Source organism: Serratia entomophila (genome assembly GCF_021462285.1).
Lineage (GTDB): Bacteria > Pseudomonadota > Gammaproteobacteria > Enterobacterales > Enterobacteriaceae > Serratia > Serratia entomophila.
This window is the reverse complement of the sequence record NZ_CP082787.1, coordinates 1425997-1444277: the sequence shown is the minus strand read 5'-3', so window position 1 is coordinate 1444277 and position 18281 is coordinate 1425997. Positions and strand designations below refer to the sequence as shown.

General features: G+C 57.3%; 18 protein-coding genes, 1 pseudogene and 1 riboswitch. Of the genes and pseudogenes, 11 read left to right on the top strand and 8 right to left on the bottom strand.

Annotated features, from left to right (window positions below; genetic code table 11):
- Nucleotides 1-80: 80 nt before the first annotated feature.
- The 5 genes from KHA73_RS07140 to KHA73_RS07120 all read left to right on the top strand — a co-directional run bounded on the left by KHA73_RS07140 (nt 81) and on the right by KHA73_RS07120 (nt 3871).
- Nucleotides 81-1265: an MFS transporter gene (locus KHA73_RS07140; RefSeq protein ID WP_234589942.1), complete on the top strand. Its 1185-nt coding sequence runs from the start codon at nt 81-83 to the stop codon at nt 1263-1265.
- Between the two features lie 59 nt (nt 1266-1324).
- Entirely contained in the window at nt 1325-2221 is an 897-nt protein-coding gene (locus tag KHA73_RS07135; RefSeq protein ID WP_234589941.1) for a LysR family transcriptional regulator, read from the top strand.
- A gap of 89 nt (nt 2222-2310) precedes the next feature.
- Nucleotides 2311-2652: an HNH nuclease YajD gene (gene yajD, locus KHA73_RS07130; protein WP_234589939.1), complete on the top strand. Its 342-nt coding sequence runs from the start codon at nt 2311-2313 to the stop codon at nt 2650-2652.
- A gap of 284 nt (nt 2653-2936) precedes the next feature.
- The gene (locus KHA73_RS07125) at nt 2937-3572 is read left to right on the top strand and encodes an AAA family ATPase (RefSeq protein WP_234589938.1); all 636 of its coding nucleotides are present in this window, start codon (nt 2937-2939) and stop codon (nt 3570-3572) included.
- Entirely contained in the window at nt 3569-3871 is a 303-nt protein-coding gene (locus KHA73_RS07120) for a hypothetical protein (protein WP_234589937.1), read from the top strand. Before KHA73_RS07125 ends, KHA73_RS07120 begins: the two co-directional genes overlap by 4 nt.
- Nucleotides 3872-3916: 45 nt before the next feature.
- Here the strand turns inward: KHA73_RS07120 and KHA73_RS07115 are convergent, their stop codons facing one another.
- The gene (locus tag KHA73_RS07115; RefSeq protein ID WP_234589936.1) at nt 3917-4672 is read right to left on the bottom strand and encodes a CDP-diacylglycerol diphosphatase; all 756 of its coding nucleotides are present in this window, start codon (nt 4670-4672) and stop codon (nt 3917-3919) included.
- Between the two features lie 216 nt (nt 4673-4888).
- On the opposite strand from KHA73_RS07115, the gene KHA73_RS07110 reads away from it, so the two are divergent.
- The gene (locus KHA73_RS07110) at nt 4889-5683 is read left to right on the top strand and encodes an alpha/beta fold hydrolase (protein ID WP_234591199.1); all 795 of its coding nucleotides are present in this window, start codon (nt 4889-4891) and stop codon (nt 5681-5683) included.
- A 39-nt stretch (nt 5684-5722) separates the two neighbouring features.
- Here the strand turns inward: KHA73_RS07110 and KHA73_RS07105 are convergent, their stop codons facing one another.
- Together KHA73_RS07105 and KHA73_RS07100 are read right to left on the bottom strand one after the other, a co-directional pair.
- Complete coding sequence (locus KHA73_RS07105; RefSeq protein ID WP_234589935.1) at nt 5723-6316, bottom strand: response regulator transcription factor; 594 nt, start codon at nt 6314-6316, stop codon at nt 5723-5725.
- Nucleotides 6313-6630, bottom strand: a complete 318-nt coding sequence (locus KHA73_RS07100; RefSeq protein WP_234589934.1) for a hypothetical protein — start codon at nt 6628-6630, stop codon at nt 6313-6315. Before KHA73_RS07100 ends, KHA73_RS07105 begins: the two co-directional genes overlap by 4 nt.
- Nucleotides 6631-7482: 852 nt before the next feature.
- On the opposite strand from KHA73_RS07100, the gene KHA73_RS07095 reads away from it, so the two are divergent.
- Both KHA73_RS07095 and KHA73_RS07090 read left to right on the top strand, forming a co-directional pair.
- The gene (locus KHA73_RS07095; RefSeq protein WP_234589933.1) at nt 7483-8271 is read left to right on the top strand and encodes a winged helix-turn-helix domain-containing protein; all 789 of its coding nucleotides are present in this window, start codon (nt 7483-7485) and stop codon (nt 8269-8271) included.
- A gap of 32 nt (nt 8272-8303) precedes the next feature.
- Nucleotides 8304-8786 carry a hypothetical protein gene (locus tag KHA73_RS07090; protein WP_234589932.1) on the top strand — a complete coding sequence of 161 codons (483 nt, stop codon included), beginning with the start codon at nt 8304-8306 and terminating at the stop codon, nt 8784-8786.
- Nucleotides 8787-8884: 98 nt separating this feature from the next.
- Here KHA73_RS07090 and KHA73_RS07085 read toward each other — a convergent pair.
- A pseudogene (locus KHA73_RS07085) lies at nt 8885-9040 on the bottom strand (DUF7916 family protein); the annotation flags it as partial.
- Between the two features lie 189 nt (nt 9041-9229).
- Between KHA73_RS07085 and KHA73_RS07080 the strand changes: the two are divergent.
- Entirely contained in the window at nt 9230-10195 is a 966-nt protein-coding gene (locus KHA73_RS07080) for a methyltransferase (RefSeq protein ID WP_234589931.1), read from the top strand.
- 43 nt (nt 10196-10238) lie between these two features.
- Here KHA73_RS07080 and bglX read toward each other — a convergent pair whose 3' ends face one another.
- Both bglX and KHA73_RS07070 read right to left on the bottom strand, forming a co-directional pair.
- Nucleotides 10239-12536, bottom strand: a complete 2298-nt coding sequence (gene bglX / locus KHA73_RS07075) for a beta-glucosidase BglX (RefSeq protein ID WP_234589930.1) — start codon at nt 12534-12536, stop codon at nt 10239-10241.
- A 114-nt stretch (nt 12537-12650) separates the two neighbouring features.
- Nucleotides 12651-13580 carry a LysR substrate-binding domain-containing protein gene (locus KHA73_RS07070; RefSeq protein WP_234589929.1) on the bottom strand — a complete coding sequence of 310 codons (930 nt, stop codon included), beginning with the start codon at nt 13578-13580 and terminating at the stop codon, nt 12651-12653.
- A 119-nt stretch (nt 13581-13699) separates the two neighbouring features.
- On the opposite strand from KHA73_RS07070, the gene KHA73_RS07065 reads away from it, so the two are divergent.
- Both KHA73_RS07065 and KHA73_RS07060 read left to right on the top strand, forming a co-directional pair.
- Complete coding sequence (locus KHA73_RS07065; RefSeq protein WP_234589928.1) at nt 13700-14854, top strand: methionine aminotransferase; 1155 nt, start codon at nt 13700-13702, stop codon at nt 14852-14854.
- Between the two features lie 34 nt (nt 14855-14888).
- Nucleotides 14889-15668 (top strand): ABC transporter substrate-binding protein, encoded by a 780-nt coding sequence (locus tag KHA73_RS07060; protein WP_234589926.1) that lies wholly within the window; start codon nt 14889-14891, stop codon nt 15666-15668.
- Nucleotides 15669-15701: 33 nt separating this feature from the next.
- Here KHA73_RS07060 and ddlA read toward each other — a convergent pair whose 3' ends face one another.
- Both ddlA and KHA73_RS07050 read right to left on the bottom strand, forming a co-directional pair.
- Nucleotides 15702-16805 carry a D-alanine--D-alanine ligase gene (ddlA, locus tag KHA73_RS07055; protein ID WP_234589925.1) on the bottom strand — a complete coding sequence of 368 codons (1104 nt, stop codon included), beginning with the start codon at nt 16803-16805 and terminating at the stop codon, nt 15702-15704.
- Between the two features lie 222 nt (nt 16806-17027).
- Entirely contained in the window at nt 17028-18038 is a 1011-nt protein-coding gene (locus KHA73_RS07050) for a magnesium transporter (RefSeq protein ID WP_234589924.1), read from the bottom strand.
- Nucleotides 18039-18097: 59 nt separating this feature from the next.
- A riboswitch (M-box (ykoK) riboswitch) is annotated at nt 18098-18268 on the bottom strand.
- Between the last annotated feature and the right edge of the window lie 13 nt (nt 18269-18281).

Here is an 18281-nt window from a genome sequence, read left to right as displayed (position 1 = left end):
TCCTGGCCTGCGTAAATTGTGATCTCTGTCACTCCGTGCCCAGCGCGCGGGTTTCGCACTTTTCCGAAACGGGCGGCACTATGCTGAATAATAAAGATAAACCTGCATCATCACCCTGGCTGGCGATCTTCTCGCTGACCGTCGCCTGCTTTGTCATGGTCACTACCGAGTTTCTGCCGATCGGCCTGCTGACCAACATCGCGCCTTCGTTGGGCATCAGCACCGGCACCGCCGGGCTGATGGTCACCATGCCCGGCATCGTCGCGGCGGTGGCGGCGCCGGTGTTGAGCCTGGCTTCGGGCCGGCTGGACCGCCGCCTGTTGATGCTGGGGCTGTCGCTGCTGCTGATGGTCTCCAACCTGGTCTCGGCGCTGGCGGTCAACTTCCCGATGATGCTGCTGGGCCGGGTATTGCTGGGCATCTGCGTCGGCGGTTTTTGGTCGTTCGCCGCCAACTACGGCCGCCATCTGGTGCCGGAAGCCAGCCAGGGCCGCGCCACCGCGCTGATCCTCAGCGGCATTTCGGTCGGGGCGGTATGCGGGGTGCCGGCCGGGGCGCTGATTGGCGATCTGTTCGGCTGGCGCGCCGCCTTCTTCGGCAGCGCAGTCCTGGCCGTCGGCGTGCTGCTGGCGCAGCTGCGGTTGCTGACCTCGGTGCCGCCGAGCCGCCCGGTAACGCCGCGCGATCTGCTGCTGCCGCTGCGCCTGCCGATGGCGCGCATCGGCCTCATCGCCATCGTCTTGTTGTTTATCGGCCACTTCGCCGCCTATACCTACCTGCGGCCGCTGCTGCAGCAGGTGTTCGTGCTCAGCCCTTCGGCCATTACGCTGCAGCTGCTGGCCTACGGCGCCATCGGCCTGCTCGGCACCTTCCTCGGCGAACGGCTGGCCGAACGCAGCCTGCGCGCGACCTTTATCCTGATCGCCGTCATGCTGGCGGGCATTTTGATCGTCTCGCCGTTCCTCAGCGGCATCGCCGGCGCGACGCTGATGGTGGTGGTCTGGGGCCTGGCCTTCGGCGCGGTGCCGGTCTGCGCCACCAACTGGATGTTCGCCGCGGTGCCGCAGGCGCCGGAGGCCGGTCAGGCCCTGCTGGTGTGCGTGATCCAGATTGCCCTCGCCTCCGGCGCGCTGCTGGGCGGCGAAGTGGTCGACTGGCAGGGCGTCAGCAGCGCCATGCTGTTCGGCGGCGCGCTGACCCTCTCCGCCGCGCTGGTGTTCGGCCTGAGCTTGCGCTCCGGCATGATTGGCGCTAAACAGTCTTAATCATTATTTATCAGCAGAAACAGATCCCGGCCCCGGCCGGGATTTGGCGCCGGGAGCCTATGGACCATCATTTACTCGCCATCAGAGTGTTCAACCGCGTCGTGGAAACCGGCGGCTTCACCCGCGCCGCCGATTCACTGCGCATGCCGAAGGCCACCGTCACCAAGCTGATCCAGAACCTGGAGGATCACCTGCAGACCAAGCTGTTCCAGCGCACCACCCGCAGCGTGTCGGTCACCGCCGAGGGCGAATGCTACTACCAGCGCACGGTGAAGTGGCTGGCGGAGCTGGAGCAGATGGAAGGCTGCCTGACCGAATCGCAAAACGCGCCGCAGGGGGTGCTGCGCATCGATGTCGGCGGTTCGACCGCCCGGCAGTTGCTGCTGCCGGCGCTGCCGGGCTTTATCGAGCGCTACCCGCAGATCCAGATCGATCTGGGCGTTGGCGACCGCATTATCGATCTGATCAATGACAGCGCCGACTGCGTGATGCGCAGCGGCCCGCTGGCCGACTCCAGCCTGATCGCCCGCCGGCTGTTCGAACTGGACTGGGTGACCTGCGCCACCCCGGCCTACTTCAAACGCTACGGCACGCCGCAGCATCCGTGCGATTTGGAACAGGGTTATCCGCTGGCGCACTACCGCCATGCGCTTAACGATCGCATCCAACCGCTGCATTTTGTCGACCGCGGCAAGGAGATAGACATCCAGCATCGCTACCCGGTCAGCGTCAACGAAGGCAATGCGCTGCTGGCGGCGGGCCTCGCCGGGCTGGGCCTTATCCAGACCTTCCGCTTTATGGCGCAGCCGCATCTCGACAACGGCGAACTGGTCAACGTATTGCACGACTGGCAGCCGCCGCCGGAGCAGATGTACGTGGTGTATCCCTCCAACCGCCACCTGAGCGGCAAGCTGCGGGCGTTTATCGACTGGGCGGTAGAGACCTTCAAACAATGAGCCGGCGAGGGTGATGCGCCGCACGCCGCAACCCGCTGGGCTGTGATATTATCCGTGGCAATACTCTGACTACCCTGCGGACAACCACCATGGCCTATATCCCCAAAAATTACGCAAAGCTGGAAACCGGCTACCGCGAAAAAGCGCTGAAAATTTTCCCCTGGGTCTGCGGGCGCTGCTCGCGCGAGTTCGTCTATTCCAACCTGCGCGAACTGACGGTGCACCACATCGACCATGACCACAGCAACAACCCGGAGGACGGCAGCAACTGGGAAATGCTGTGCCTTTACTGCCACGATCATGAACATTCCAAGTACACCGAAGCCGACCAGTACGGCTCAACGGTGGTGGCGGGCGAAGATGCGCAGAAGGACGTCGGCGTCGCCACCCACAACCCGTTCGCCAATTTAAAAGCGATGATGAAGAAGTAATCTCGGCCTGTCTCATCCATTTTAATAGCTTAATAACCGATCAAGTTATTAAGCTATTAATTTAAAACCCCCGCAAAAACCGCCACTTCCCAGAGAATTCCTACTTACCCGCTTACTAAGTTGCCAGCAAAATAAGCTGCGCAGTTAATAACAAACTGGCTTGGCAAGCTACCGCCGTTGGTGCATATTGTGCACGAGTTGTTCTTGTTAACCTGTTTAATTATCAACCTAATAAGCACATTAACTTAATAAGTTACCTGCTTATCAACTTGAGAGATGGCAGCATGATTGTTTTGATTGGCTCGCAGAAAGGCGGCGTCGGGAAGTCGACAAAAGCGGTGAATATCGCCGGGTATCTGATCCTCAAACAGGGCAAAACGGCGATTATCGTCGACGCCGACGACCAGAAATCAATCATGACCTGGTACAACGATCGCCAGAACGTCGATGGCCTGCCGCACATCCCGGTGGTCGCCGCCTCTGGAAAAATCAAGGAAACCCTGCTGGAGCTGGACCGCCACTACGACTATGTGATTGTCGATACCGCCGGCCGCGACAGCGCCGAGTTGCGCTCGGGCCTGCTGGCCGCCGATCTGTTTCTCTCCCCGCTTCGCCCTTCGCAGATGGATCTCGATACCATCGGCTACCTGTCGGAAATGTTCTCCACCGCGCAGGAATACAACGAAAAGGTGAAAGGCTATATTGTGCTGAACATGTGCCCGACCAATATCTTCATCAACGAAGCCAACGAAGCGGCCCAGGTGCTGAGCGAATACCCGGAGTTCACGCTGGTCAGCAACCGCCTGTGCGACCGCAAAATTTATCGCGACGCCTGGGGTGAGGCCATCACGGTGCACGAAGCGCATAACGAAAAAGCGCAGGCGGAAATCGAAAGCCTGGTGAAGGAGGTGATCTTGTGAAAAAACGCACGCCAAGCCACCGCATGTCGGAAGACGAGTTCATCAACAGCGCCACCTCGCATACCCTGGTGCCCCCAACCCCGGCGCCCGAAGCCAAGCCGGCCGGCCGCAAACGCACCTATAAGGCCATCTCGGTGAGCCTGACCGACAACCACGTCGAGGCCATCGACGAAGTGATAGTACAGGCGGCGCGCAACGGCATCGTGCGCATCACCCGTTCCGACATCATCAAGCTGGCCATCGACGGGCTGGCGGACAAAAGCGAAGAACAGCTGTTGCAGCTGCTGAAAAAGCTGTAACTTGCCCGGCGCCTGCCGAGGCTACCAAGCGGCAGGCCCCGTCATTCAGTTACCGGCAAGCGCGCACTGGTAGTCCTGGATCTCGCCGGCGGACCCCAGATTCAGGTCGGTCAGTTTCACGCGGTTGGCCAACAGCACCCTCTCCCCCTTTGCGGTTATCGCCAACGCCAGCCCGTAATTGGCGATGCTGTCATTCTGCTCAGCAACGTATTCCTGCAGCAGGCGGAAAGGATCTTCTTTAATCAAATCGCTACCGGCTAATTTTCGGGCCAAATATTGGTGGCCAACCAGTTTTTCAGCCAGCGGTTGCCAGCGTTGGCCAATGTTATCCTCCTGCTCCGCCAGGCTGTTATAAACATCCTGGCGCAGGCAGGCGATATGAATATGCAATTGATTTTGAGAACGGCCATATTTCGAATTTATCGCCAACGATAAGAAAGGATCTTTTAGCGGCTTGCCTGTTTCGCTGGATATATGATCGCGGTTGGTCCAGGCTTGATGAAAATAGGGCGGCGCGCTTTCGCTTTGCAATGCCGGGCTCTCGATGCCGCTGACTTTCTCGGTCGGCATCACCAAATCGTGATACGGGCCTTTGGCGTCCTTAAACAGCACATAACCCTCGGTTAAATCAACCTTTATGCAGGGTTTGGGATCCTGATTCTGCTGCTGGTTGGGCACGCACTGCTGGCTGACTATCTGCCATAACGCATTAGGGTTACCGCGCCCGAAGAAGAACCACAGCGCTACCGCCAAAAGCAAGATAACAAGCAAAATAATTAATAGCCTGAAAAGCCTTTTCATCGCCACTCCCTGGTTAATTACCGTTGGTTAATAGCGCGACAGCATAAATCAATCAATAGGAAACGGCCAGATTATTCTTCATTTAACATTATTTTAATAATAAAAAATAAGATATCGGTCAGGTAATTTAATGTAAATTAATACCGTTCATTGAATACCGGCATGATATAAGCGGGGGGCAGATTCTGCACAAAAAAGGAACCTTGTATGCACACTATGGATAAACACCTCACCTACCTGGACGTCGGTTCAGGTTTCCCATTATTACTTGGCCACAGCTATTTATTCGATCGACATATGTGGACGCCCCAGTTGGTGGCGCTGGCGAAACACTATCGCGTGATCGTCCCCGATCTCTGGGGGCACGGCGATTCTCCGGCGCTGCCCGCCTCACACTCCAGCCTGTCCGACATCGCCAACGATCATCTCAATTTAATGGATCGGCTCGGCATCAAAGAGTTCGGCGTTATAGGTTTGTCCGTCGGCGGCATGTGGGGAGCGGAGCTGGCGGCGATGGCGCCGGAACGGGTTAAGCTGCTGGCGCTGATGGACAGCTACCTGGGCGACGAAACAGAAGAAGCGCGTCAGCGTTATTTCGGCATGTTGGCCGCCGTCGAACAGGCCGGGGTTATCGCCTCGCCGATCCTCGAGTACGTCGCCGCGCAGTTTTACTCCGATAACGCCCCTGACTCGCTGATGCAGCCGCTGATCGCGCATTTGGAAACTATCCCCGCGCAGACGCTGCGCGACAGCGTAGTGCCACTGGGCAAAATGATCTTCGGTCGTCCAGACAAGCTGGCGCTGCTGGAGAAAATTACCGCCGCCGCCATCGTCATCACCGGCGAGCAAGACAAGCCGCGCCCGCCGGCGGAAGGCGAGCGCATGGCGCAGATCCTCGGTTGCAGCCATGTGCTGATCCCCCATGCCGGGCATATCAGCAATAAGGAAAACCCGCAGGCCGTCACCGAAACCCTGCTGGCGTTCCTGGCCGAAAGCCTTCCCCCGCGCTAATCCCCTTCCGGGCCTGCCGGCCCGGAGCTTGCCGCCTGCCTACGCCGTTATGCTTCGCTGCGTCAACCCTTCCCCCCGTAGCCATCGGTAAAGCTCTGCATCCCGATGAAAGTTCATCTTCTTCATCACCGCCCGCTTGTGCGTGCTTACCGTTTTCAAACTGACATTCAGACGTCGGGCAATCGCGGTCGGCGTCATCTCCCAGCTCAGGTAACGCATGACGGCTTTTTCTTGCTGCGTCAGCTTTAACGGTTTGCACCAGCTGCAACAAGAGTTTCGCCTTACCAGGCCATTTCTGGCCCGCATAACGCCATCGACCGTTTCTATCAGCGCCTGCCGGCTTTCATTACGATAGATTTTCCCCGCCTCTCTCAGGCAAGCAAATGAAGGCGCGGTGTGCTTATCCCGGTCATCGCGGATAGACACATACAGCCCGCAGGGGGAATTCGGCGGATGGCAAAAACACGCCATGTCCCCTTTAGCCACGGCCTTAAAGATCAGGTCGGCGTCCATGCCCTGCGTGAAATTCACCTGAACGCCGCGTTGCCGGAAGTATTCATCCAGAACCTGGCAACAGCCGTCGGCAAAAAAGCGATCCTTGTCGAGGAACGCGATCCCTATCATGTTTGTCATGCGAACTTTCCCTCCCCCCCGAGATGACATCTGGCCGAGCCGCCGGCAAACGCCATGGCAACCGGCAGGCTAAAACGCAGGCTGCTAACGGGCGCCGAATGCGGATTACGCATGACGATGTTCAATTCATCCGCCAACAGGGCAATACAGCAACTGATGCCGGCTATTATCAGCATCAATGCGCAGCACAATGGATACCGGCGCGCAAATAACACCACCACCGCCAATATCAGCCCCAAAGCAAACAGGCCGCCCAACATCGTCGGCAACTGGAAAATAATGTAACTATCCCCGGATAGAGCAACGTATTTCATCGATTCATTAACCTGTGAAAAATAATACCGCGACAAATCCCTGTAGATACCAAACCGACATGTTCACCCGGTTAATCGCTTAAAAACGACCGCCGGAAAAACAATCAATTCCTTTGTTAAGCAACACGAAAATAAGCACAGATAAGAAAACTAAGACTAAAATCATCGCCATCATTAGCCCTACTGATTGAGCAGCTTCCAGGAAAATCCTTTTATAGCGAATAAAAAACCAGCTTTTTATGCGCATAACTCATCCCCGCATTGCGTTGGTGAAATTTAACTCATTACCACCCGATGAGGTTTCCAGAAGCACGTCAATCCCCCGGTATTTACCCCTGCCGCCGGCGCGGTCGTTTATTACTTAAGGTGCGAATTACAGGTGCTCATCGCCTTTAAATCGCTGAACTGCATATTCCCCTCGGCAAGCTTCAGCGCGGGAGGAACAACGACGCTCAGCAGCAATAACACTCCGGCAATAAGGAAAACAGCATGCATTTTCACCTCCAATAAGCTAGCGATGCGGCAATATTCGCGCCTGAACCGGGCCGCCACGGCCGAAAAGCCAGGCGGCGTATAACCCACATGATAGATAAAGGCGCCATTTAAAAAAATTTGTATTTAAAATAAGCAAAAACACAGTTTTTTATGCTACAAATAATAAAAAAACAGGTTAATTAATCTAAAATTAATTTATTAGGATAAAGGGAATATGCATTAAAACTAAAAATAAGGTACGGAAATTAATTTCACCAGGTGAAAATAAAAAATCACCCTTGACGATTAAAAAAGAATGTATAGATTCATAGCCCAGAAAGGGGACAACACTGTATTTAAAAGGGTCGAAATGTAATCATGCCGTATATCATTAATCAGTCTATTGTATTTTCTCCCACCGAAAAAATGCTCTACATACTGAATGAAAAGGATTTATCGTTAACATTGTCCAATCCGGCCACGCGTTTATTGCTGGAATTGGTAAAGAATAATAAAGAAACGATAACCCGCCAGCATTTGGTTAAGCATGTATGGGAGGATTACGGTTTTAATGGTTCAAATAATAACCTGAACGGCTGCATTAGTGAGATTAGAAAAGCGATAGAGGCGCTGGAGCCCGGTTCGCATATCATTACTACCCTACCCAAAGTAGGATTTATTCTTGACGCAAATATTGAAACCTTTCTCCCCTCACCCGATGCTGACAATATCGCCGTCCCTCAGTGCGATGCCCTTATAAACATACTGGATAAACGCCCCGTTCAGCGTAATAAAAGGACCATGCTTACCGGGCTGATAGTGATGATTTATCTTGGCGGCATCGTTTTTACCTGGACAGTGCTGCAGAGTCAGCGGCACGGCTTCGGCGACGTTGATGCTCAATACCTCTATCAGCAGAACCAGTGCGAGGTTTTCACGCTGGGGTCGCACTATCTGTATTCGAAGACTGAGCTGATTGAATACGCCAGAAAGGATCTCAGCCGCGAGGGCATCGACTGCGATAGCGCGCGAACGAATGTTTTTTACGCCAGGACGGAAAAGCGCAATATGCCCTTCCAGGCGACCTTTATCGCCGCCTGCGCCCAATCGCCGCAGGGTGATTACGGTTACTGCCAAACAATAAATACCTATGGTGCGGCGACATGAGGCTAATCACTCTCATCACCGCCGGCGTCATTTTGGCGCTGATATTCGCCGTGCTGATACTGCCAAAAACTCAGCACCCTAAAACGCTGTTGCGCTGCGATGCCGATATCACTACCAAAATCATCGCCAAAGCCGATGAGGCCGACGCCGCGGTTTTACAGACCAAAGTGAATTTTTTCCTCTACCACACCGGCAAAGGCTTTGTCCGCCTGAACGGCTATGTGAGAAGCGACGGCAAATTCTATATCCTCAACCGCGAGCTTTGGTATAACTACGCCGATGCGGATAGCGATGCCAATACCGATGCCGATACCCACAGTGACGACGTCCTTACCCTGCGGTTTACCGCCGATCTCAAGCACGCCGGCGACGCCGTCCCCTCGGGAGTCTGGAAGAATTTTTTGCAGTCGGAAGACGATAAGATTTCCTATCACATCACCATCAAAAAGGCAGCCGAGAATATTTATCTCATCAGTACCTTACCCGGGCCGGTTTTCGTTTGCCGAAGCTACTGAGGCTAAGCAGAATAGCCAGACTGTGTGTCATCGGCGTCTTTTCCTGCGACATTGCCCGGCGCCGGCACACCCTCCGGCAGGCCGGCAACCCGCGGTCAGTTGACGTCGAACAGGTTCAACAGCAGCATATCGGCGCCCTGGCTGGCCGCCAGCTCGGCGTTGGTGACGTTATTAAGCAGCGGTTGGGTCACGGCAATGGTTTCACTGACCAGAATGCGCCCGCTAAATAGCAAGAAATAATATAATTCGCTAATCTATTTAATCTTAATATTTCACGACCTAATTCCTCAACACCGAATTAATCAATCGTGGTGCTTAACGTTGCCAGAATAACGTTATTGGCATAGTTTTATCAGTGAAGCGGCTTCACTTATCAGGATGCCAATATGCTTAAACCATTAAGACAGCCTCAATGCAATGACAAAAAAATTCTTGATATCACAATGAATTTATACGCCTACCCGGCAATTATTATCGCTCACCGGCTGGGCATATTTGAATTTATTTCCGGCCATCGCGCCACTCTGCAAGGCATTTGCACCGCTGCCCATATCGAACAGCGCCCGGCGGAAGCCGTGATGGCCACCTTGCTGGCGCTGAAACTGGTAACGCACGAAGACGGGGTGTTCAATCTTGCGGCGGAGGCGGAAGAATATCTGCTGCGCGACAACCCGAATTACTTCGGCTATTTCTGGGATCTGATGTATGAAAACAGCGAAAACTTCTCATTAAAGCAGTTGGAACTGGCGATTAAGAAAAACACCGCCCAGGCCTATGACGAACAGGGCCTGTTCGACACCCACGCGGTGGATGCCGACAGGGCGCGCAAGTTCACCCACGCCATGCACAGCCTGAGCATTGGCTCCGCCAGCATCTGGCCAACCCGGCTCTCTTTGGCGCAGCATCATCAGGCGCTTGATATCGGCGGCGCGTCGGGCGCACATGCCATCAGCATGGTGTCGCACTGGCCCAATCTGGCTTGCACCATCTTCGATCTGCCGGAGGTATGCCCGTTGTCCGCAGATTATGCGCGACAATACGGCGTTAGCGATCGTATAAATACCCACTGCGGCAATATGTGGCAAGATCCCTACCCCGTTGCCGATCTGCACCTGTATTCCAATATTTTTCATGACTGGACGTTGGATAAAAACCATTTCCTGGCGGAAAAAAGCTATGCGGCGCTGCCCGCCGGCGGAAGGATTATTATTCACGAGGTTCTGTATGACAATACCAAGTCCGGCCCGCTCGCCGCGGCGGCCTATAGCCTGATGATGTTAGGCTGGACGCAGGGCCGGCAATATTCAGGCAATGAAATTGGCGATATTTTAATTCAGGCCGGATTCAACCAGGTGGAAGTTATTCCTTCACTCGGGTATTACAGCATTGTGACCGCGCAAAAAATATAATCGGCTTATTAACCGCCCCCTTGCCGGGGGCGGTGCGTCAATATTATTTCAGCGTAAAGCTTTGCGCCTGCACATCGTCGGAATCCAGGCCGACAAACAGGTTAAACTTGCCCGGTTCCGCGCCCCACTTCAGGCTGGCGTTATAGAACTTGAGGGAGTCCTCGGTGATCGGCAGCTCCACCTGCTGCGACTGGCCGGCCTTCAGCATCACTTTTTTGAAGTTGCGCAGCTCTTTCACCGGGCGGCTGACCGAGGCGGTCACGTCCTGCAGATACAGCTGCACCACGGCGGCGCCGTCGTATTTGCCGGTATTCTTCAGCGTCACGCTGGCGGTGATTTTACCGTTGCGCTCCAGGGTCGGGCTGGAAAGCTTCAGGCCCGACAGGCTGAACCTGGTGTAGCTCAGGCCGTAGCCAAACGGATACAGCGGGCCGTTTGGCGAGTCAAAGTAACGCGAGGTGTACTTGCCCGGGTTCTCCTTGCCGAACGGGCGTCCGGTATTCAGATGGTTGTAGTACAGCGGGATCTGGCCGACCGAACGCGGGAAGGTCATCGGCAGCTTGCCCGACGGGTTGTAGTCGCCGAACAGCACGTCGGCCACCGCGTTGCCGCCCTCGGTGCCGCTGTACCAGGTTTCCAGCATCGCATCCGCCTGCTGGCTTTCCCAGCTCAGCGCCAGCGGCCGGCCGTTCATCAGCACCAACACCAATGGCTTGCCGGTGGCCTTCAGCGCGGCGATCAGATCGCGCTGGCTCTGCGGAATGGTGATATCCGCGCGGCTCGAAGCTTCGTGCGCCATCCCCTGCGACTCGCCCACCACCGCCACCACCACGTCGGCCTGGTTGGCCGCCTGCACCGCTTCGTCGATCATCTGCTGCGGCGGCCGGGCGTCGAACACCACCGCCGGCTCATACTCGTTCAGGAAATCGATGATGCTCTTGTCCTGCGTGAGGTTGGCGCCCTTGGCGTAGAGGATTTTCGCCTTGTCGCCCACCGCCTGCTCCAGCCCCGCGCGGATCGTCACCGATTGATTGCTCACCCCGGCGGCCGACCAACTGCCCATCACGTCGCGCTGGCTGTCGGCCATCGGCCCGACCAGGGCAATAGTCGCCTGCTTGCTCAGCGGCAGCGTTTGTTTGTCGTTCTTCAGCAGCACCAGCGTCTTGCGCGCCACCACTCGCGCTTCGGCGCGGTGCAGGCGGCTTTCGGCGTTGGTGTCCTGCGGATCGGACCCCACCGGCCCCAGATGATTGTACGGATCCTTGAACAGCCCCATATCGTATTTGGTGTTCAGCACGTCGCGGCAGGCACGGTCGATATCGCTTTCCGACACCAGCCCGTCCTTCACCAACCCCGGCAGGTATTTGTCGTAATACTCATCGCTCATGCTCATATCGACGCCGGAGGTGATCGCCAGCCGCACCGCGTCGCGCGCATCTTCCGCCACGCCGTGTTTGATAAGCTCCTTAATCGCGCCGTGGTCGCTGATGGTAATGCCCTTGAAGCCCCACTGGTCGCGCAGCAGGTCTTTCAGCAGCCAGGGGTTGGCGGTGGCCGGTATGCCGTTGATCGCATTGAGCGACACCATCACCCCGCCGCTGCCGGCGTCTACCGCCGCCTTATACGGCGGCAGATAATCCTGGTACATGCGCAGCGGGCTCATGTCGACGGTGTTGTAGTCGCGGCCGCCTTCAACCGCGCCGTACAGCGCGAAGTGTTTGACGCTGGCCATCACCGAACCCGGTTTGGACGGATCGCCGTTCTGGTAGGCCTCGACCATCACTTTGGCGATTTTCGACACCAGCCAGGTGTCTTCGCCGAAACCTTCGGAAACCCGGCCCCAGCGAGGATCGCGGGTAATGTCGACCATGGGCGAGAAGGTCATGTTGAGGCCGTCGTCGCTGGCCTCCTGCGCCGACACCCGGCCGCTGAGGGCGATGGCTTCGAGATCGAAGCTGGCCGCCAGCCCGAGGCTGATCGGGAATACGGTGCGCTGGCCGTGCACCACATCGTAGGCGAAGAACAGCGGGATCTTCAGGCGGCTGAGCTGCATCGCCTGATCCTGCATCGCCCGAATGTCCGGCCGGGTCACGGTATTGAAAATGGCGCCGATCTGCCCCTTGCTGATGCCGTCGCGGATCGCCTCTTTCGGATTATCCGGCCCGACGCTGATCAGCCTGAGCTGGCCGATTTTCTCTTCCAGCGTCATCTGTTTCATCAGGTTGGAGACAAAGGCGTCGCGTTGCTGGGCATGGATGCCCTGCGCTATCGGCGTTTCCTGCGCAAAAGCCGGGCTGATGGCCAGACCGGACAACATACTCACCACACAAAGCCATTTCATATTGTTTTATCTCAGGCATGTTCCCGCCGCAGAAGGCCGCGGGAGGTTAATCAATGTGAGGAAACAGTTTGCCACACTCTGTTTCATCGCAAAGGGAATTCGCATCGTTAATATTTACAAAGCGTTACAGCCGGCGGAAAGGGTTTTCCGCTGCCGGGCGCGGCTATTGGCGGCCTCCTCGCCGAGGAAACTCACCAGCGCGGCTAATGTCGGCGGCAACGCCGCCCGTTCAGGATAGACCAAATAATAGGCCGCGCCGCTGACCACGCTGAGCGGGAACGGCGTGACGATGCGCTGCGCCTGGATATCTTCCTCCAGCAGGCACAGATCGCCAATGGCGATGCCAAACCCCTGCAGCGCGGCGCTCATCGCCAGATCGAGCGTGTCGAAGTGCTGCGCCTTGCCGGAGGGCAGCGCGTCGCGCCCCGCCGCCTTCAGCCACAGCAGCCAGTCGCGCCGATCGCGCGTCGGGTGCAGCAGGGTTTTATCCGCCAAATCGGCGAGCGCGGCCGGGCGCGCCAGACTGGGCAGATAGGACGGGGTGCAGACCGGGGTGAGAATTTCATCGAACAGGTGGTGCGCCGTCAGCTTTTTGCCCTGCGGCCGGCCGAACACCACCGCGGCGTCAAAGTGCTCCGCGCCGAAGTCCAGCCCGTGGGATACCGAGGCGGTCAGCTCGATGTGCATTTCCGGCCGCTCGTTCTGCAGCCGGATGATGCGCGGCAGCACCCAACGCATGGCGCAGGTCGGGCATTTGATGCGCAACGTGCCCGGCGGCGCGGCGGCGCGCTCCAGCGCCTCGTCCAACTGCCCCAACGCCTGCTGCACCGGCGCCAACAGCATGGCGCCCTGCGGCGTCAGCGTCAGGCCGCGCGCCCGGCGGATAAACAGCGGGTAGCCCAATCGCTGCTCCAGCCCGAGGATCTGGCGGCTGACCGCGCCCTGCGTCAGGTGCAGCGCCTGGGCGGCATGGGTAAAGTTGAGGCGTTGCGCCACGGCCACAAAGGTTTTCAATACGTCGAGCGACGGCAGCGATATCGGCATTGCGGGCCTCAATTAGGTATGATTTGCATGCATGGCTAGTATGACAAACTTTCCCTTGTCCGCCCACCCGGCCTGATGCTTAATCGTCCGATACGCCCCTTCCTTTTCTGGAGCCCTTCATGCACAGCGCCTGCACACGTCGCTCGAAACTGCCGGACGTCGGCACCACCATTTTCACCGTGATCGGCCAGCTCAGCGCCGAACATCAGGCCCTGAACCTATCGCAGGGCGCCCCCAACTTCGCCTGTGAACCGCAGCTGGTCGAAGCGGTGGCGCAAGCCATGCGCGCAGGTCATAACCAATATGCGCCGATGAGCGGCGTGGCGGCGTTACGCGCTGCGCTGGCGGCTAAAGTCGAAACATTGTATGGCGCACGCTATGACGCAGACGAAGAAATCACGGTGATCGCCAGCGCCAGCGAAGGATTGTACTCAGCGATCGGCGCGCTGGTGCACCCGGGCGACGAGGTGATCTACTTCGAACCGGCGTTCGACAGCTACGCGCCGATCGTTCGTCTGCAGGGCGCGACGCCGGTGGCTATCAAGCTGTCGCTGCAGGATCTGCACATTGACTGGGACGAGGTCGCCGCCGCCATCAACGGCAAAACGCGGATGATCATCGTCAACAGCCCGCACAACCCGACCGGCAGCGTGTTCGGCGAACATGACATCGAGCGCCTGACCGCGCTGACCCGCAATACCGACATCGTGATCCTGTCCGATGAAGTTTACGAGCACGTGGTGTTCGACGGCGGCATCCACCACAGCATGGCGCGCCACCCGCAGCTGGCGGAACGCAGCGTGATCGTCTCTTCCTTCGGCAAAACCTACCACGTCACCGGCTGGCGCGTCGGCTACTGCATGGCGCCGGCGGCGCTGATGGACGAGATCCGCAAGGTGCACCAGTTTATGGTGTTCTCCGCCGATACGCCGATGCAATACGCCTTCGCCGCGGCGCTGGGCAACCCGCAGAGCTATCTGGGGCTGGCGGCGTTTTACCAGCAAAAACGCGATCTGTTGGCCAGCGCGCTGCAAGATTCGCGCTTTGAATTACTGCCCAGCCGTGGCAGTTTCTTTATGTTGGCCCGCTTTAGCGGCTTCAGCAGCGAAAGCGACAACGATTTCGCCGTGCGCTTAATCCGCGAGGCGAAGGTCGCGAGCATCCCGCTGTCGGCCTTTTACAGCGACGGCACCGACACCGGCATCATCCGGCTGAGTTTTTCAAAAGATAACGAGACCCTGCTGGAAGGCGCGCGCCGTCTGAGCCAGGTGTAATTTTTTTTTCGACCATGGGAAAGGGGCACTGATTATGAAAGCACTGAAAACGCTGATCGCCGCAGGATGCCTGTTGGCCGCCGGCTCCACGCTGGCGGCGGAGAATACCCTGCGCTTCGGCCTGGAGGCGCTGTACCCGCCGTTCGAATCCAAATCGGCCAGCGGCAAGCTGGAAGGCTTCGATATCGATCTGGGCAACGCGGTATGCGCCGCCGCCCAGCTGAAGTGCAGCTGGGTGGAAACCTCGTTCGACAGCCTGATCCCGGCGCTGCAGGCGCGCAAGTTCGACGCCATCAACTCGGCGATGAACGTGACCGACCAGCGTCGCCAGGCGATCGCCTTTACCGATTCAATTTACCAGGTGCCAAACCGCCTGATCGCCAAAGCCGACAGCAAGCTGCTGCCGGACGCCAAATCGCTGGCGGGCAAGCACGTCGGCGTGCTGCAGGGCTCGATTCAGGAAATTTACGCCAAGGCGCATTGGGCGCCCGAGGGCGTGGACGTGGTCTCCTACCAGGACCAAAATCAGGTTTACCTCGATCTGGCCGCCGGCCGCCTCGACGCCACCCTGGTGATGGCGCCGTCGGGCCAAAGCGGTTTCCTGTCGCAGCCGGACGGCAAGGGCTTCGCCTTTGTCGGCGATGCGGTCAGCGACGACAAAATCCTCGGTGAAGGCATCGCCTTCGGCCTGCGCAAAGGCGACGAAGCGTTGAAGAACAAGCTGAATGAGGCGATCGCCAAGGTGAAACAGCAGGGCAAGGTCGCCGAACTGGCGAAGAAGTACTTTGGGGATATCGACGTTAGCGTGAAATAACCTGCAGGGGCGGCTTAACCGCCCCTGATGCCGTTAGCGGTCGAACACCGAGCTGTTCAGCGCGCGATCCTGCTGATGGCGCTCCAGCGCCAGCTCGATCAAACGCGTAATCAATTCGCCGTAGCCGATGCCGCTGGCGGCCCACAGCTTGGGATACATGCTGATGTTGGTGAAACCCGGCAGCGTATTGATCTCGTTGATCACCACGTTGTTGTCCGGCGTCAGGAACACGTCCACCCGCGCCAGGCCGAAACACTCCAGCGCCTTGAAGGCTTTCAGCGCCACATCGCGAATTTTATCGCTCACCGCCGGCTCGATGGCCGCCGGCACCACCACCTGAGCGCCCTGCTCATTGATGTATTTGGTGTCGTAAGAATAAAAAGCGTCGCTCAACACAATCTCGCCGCACAGGCTGGCCTGCGGTTCGTCGTTGCCCAGCACCGCGCACTCGATCTCGCGGCCGACAATCGCCGATTCCACCAGCACCTTATGATCGAAGCTGAACGCCAGCGCCACCGCCGCGTCGAAGCCGGCGCGATCCTGCACCTTGCTGACGCCCACCGAAGAGCCCTGGTTAGCCGGTTTGATAAACAGCGGCAGGCCCAAACGCTCGCTCAACTGCTCGAAGCTGAACTTGCCGCGGTTAGCGCGCGTCAGGGTAACGAACGGCGCCACCGCCAGCCCGGCGTCGCGCAGCAGGCGTTTGGTCACGTCCTTGTCCATGCTCACCGCCGAGCCAAGCACCCCGGCGCCGACGAACGGCATATTGGCCATGCGCAGCAGCCCCTGCAGCGAACCGTCTTCCCCCAGCGTGCCGTGCACGATCGGGAAGATCACGTCGAGCTGGCTCAGCGCCCCGGCGTTGCCCGCTTCGATCAGCTGCTGCTTTTCCTGGCCCGGGATCAGCGCCACGTTCTTATTCGAGCGGTTCAGCGCGATCAGCGCCGGGTTTTCCGCATTCAGCAGATAGTTGGAGGCGTCGTTGACGTGCCATTGCCCCTGTTTGTCGATGCCCAGCAGCGTGACCTCAAACTTCTCTTTGTCGATTGCATCCACAATGTTCTTGGCCGACTGCAGCGACACCTCATGCTCAGCCGATTTACCGCCAAAGATCACCCCAACACGTAGTTTAGTCACGCCTAAAATCCTTCTGAAAAATCATGGCAAAAAAACATTGTCATCAAAATAATTGCAGTGGCATCCAACGCAGATGCCGCTTCAAGTATGACGAGGATAATCACAATAAACGCAATGCCCGGCGGCGGCAATCGTTGTCACCAGGAATCTTCTTACGGTGAAAAGCGCTGATGAGGTCTTGCCCAACCCCAGGCAAAAACCGGCCTGCGCCGGTTTCCGTGGTCAGTTCAGTCCTAGCGTCCACTGGGCTATTTTGAAGTAGATGACCAAACCGGTGCCGTCTATCAGCGTGGTGATAAACGGGGCGGACACCACGGCGGGATCGACGCCGAAACGCTTTAACACCATGGGGATGATGGAGGAAACGGTCGCCGCCCACAGCGTAATGCATACCAGGGTCAAACTGACGATAAGCGTGATTTCGTAACCTATCCCCATCATCCATCCGCGAAACGCGCCGGCGCAAGCCAGCGTGAGCGCAATCATGATGGAGGTGGTCATTTCTTTACGCAGCACCTTGCCGATATCCCTCAGGCGCACCTCCCCCAGCGCCATGGCCCGAACGATGGTGGAGGTAATCTGCGTGCCGCTGTTGCCTCCGGTGCCCGTCAATAAAGGGATAAAGAAGGCAAGGGCGATCGCCGCCTCCAGCGCCTCTTCAAAGTGCTGGATAACGGTGCTGGTGTAAGCTTCAGCCACGAACAGCAACAGCAGCCATACGCTGCGCTTTTTCCACAGCTGGAAAGACGATATTTCGAGATAAGGCTTGTCCAGCGGCAAACTGGCCCCCTGCAATTGGGCGTCCTCGGTATTTTCCGCTTCAATAATGCGCGCTATTTCACGTTCGGTGAGACACCCCACCAAGCGGCCATTGTCTACCACGGCGACAATATCCAAATGGCTTGCCGCCAATAGCTCGGCGATATGCTCACGATCGTCGGTAGGCTTAACATGAAAGAAGGTGGTTTCCATCATGTCTTTTATGCGTTCGTCGTCGTGTTCCTCCTGTAATAAGCGTTTAACGGAAAGCACACCTACCAACTTCAGCCCGTCCTCGATAAATATCTGCGCCGGCAGGTCGTCATTGGAAAGCTGATTTATAAATATGGTCCGGGCCTCGCTGACATAAAGGTCGTGATGCAGAACAAAGAACTTCTTGTTCATATAACGGGCGATAGCGTCGTCTTCAAAGCGCGCTTTTTCATAATGGGTTTGCAGTGCGGCATATGACATTGAAAATACTCCCTATAGAAAGATAAAACCTCATAGGGGCGACAAGACAGGAAAGCATAAGCGGATCCCCACGTCTTGGGTTTAGCACTATACAACGTATCCCCGGGGGGAAGTTACCTTAGCAATGCCTTGATTCGGCTAGCGCTTGTTTTACCCTTGGCGGCCTCTCTCGATGCCGCCAGGGCGATAACTTGTGTTCATATAGGAGCCTCGCCATAACGAGATCGTAAAGCGAGGGAATTA

What these genes read in the sequence shown, in the direction of transcription:
- KHA73_RS07140 (WP_234589942.1), top strand. Translation starts at nt 81, where the DNA reads ATGCTGAATAATAAAGATAAACCTGCATCATCACCCTGGCTGGCGATC.
- KHA73_RS07135 (WP_234589941.1), top strand. Translation starts at nt 1,325, where the DNA reads ATGGACCATCATTTACTCGCCATCAGAGTGTTCAACCGCGTCGTGGAA.
- yajD (WP_234589939.1), top strand. Translation starts at nt 2,311, where the DNA reads ATGGCCTATATCCCCAAAAATTACGCAAAGCTGGAAACCGGCTACCGC.
- KHA73_RS07125 (WP_234589938.1), top strand. Translation starts at nt 2,937, where the DNA reads ATGATTGTTTTGATTGGCTCGCAGAAAGGCGGCGTCGGGAAGTCGACA.
- KHA73_RS07115 (WP_234589936.1), bottom strand. Translation starts at nt 4,672, where the DNA reads ATGAAAAGGCTTTTCAGGCTATTAATTATTTTGCTTGTTATCTTGCTT.
- KHA73_RS07110 (WP_234591199.1), top strand. Translation starts at nt 4,889, where the DNA reads ATGGATAAACACCTCACCTACCTGGACGTCGGTTCAGGTTTCCCATTA.
- KHA73_RS07105 (WP_234589935.1), bottom strand. Translation starts at nt 6,316, where the DNA reads ATGACAAACATGATAGGGATCGCGTTCCTCGACAAGGATCGCTTTTTT.
- KHA73_RS07100 (WP_234589934.1), bottom strand. Translation starts at nt 6,630, where the DNA reads ATGAAATACGTTGCTCTATCCGGGGATAGTTACATTATTTTCCAGTTG.
- KHA73_RS07095 (WP_234589933.1), top strand. Translation starts at nt 7,483, where the DNA reads ATGCCGTATATCATTAATCAGTCTATTGTATTTTCTCCCACCGAAAAA.
- KHA73_RS07080 (WP_234589931.1), top strand. Translation starts at nt 9,230, where the DNA reads ATGAATTTATACGCCTACCCGGCAATTATTATCGCTCACCGGCTGGGC.
- bglX (WP_234589930.1), bottom strand. Translation starts at nt 12,536, where the DNA reads ATGAAATGGCTTTGTGTGGTGAGTATGTTGTCCGGTCTGGCCATCAGC.
- KHA73_RS07070 (WP_234589929.1), bottom strand. Translation starts at nt 13,580, where the DNA reads ATGCCGATATCGCTGCCGTCGCTCGACGTATTGAAAACCTTTGTGGCC.
- KHA73_RS07065 (WP_234589928.1), top strand. Translation starts at nt 13,700, where the DNA reads ATGCACAGCGCCTGCACACGTCGCTCGAAACTGCCGGACGTCGGCACC.
- KHA73_RS07060 (WP_234589926.1), top strand. Translation starts at nt 14,889, where the DNA reads ATGAAAGCACTGAAAACGCTGATCGCCGCAGGATGCCTGTTGGCCGCC.
- KHA73_RS07050 (WP_234589924.1), bottom strand. Translation starts at nt 18,038, where the DNA reads ATGTCATATGCCGCACTGCAAACCCATTATGAAAAAGCGCGCTTTGAA.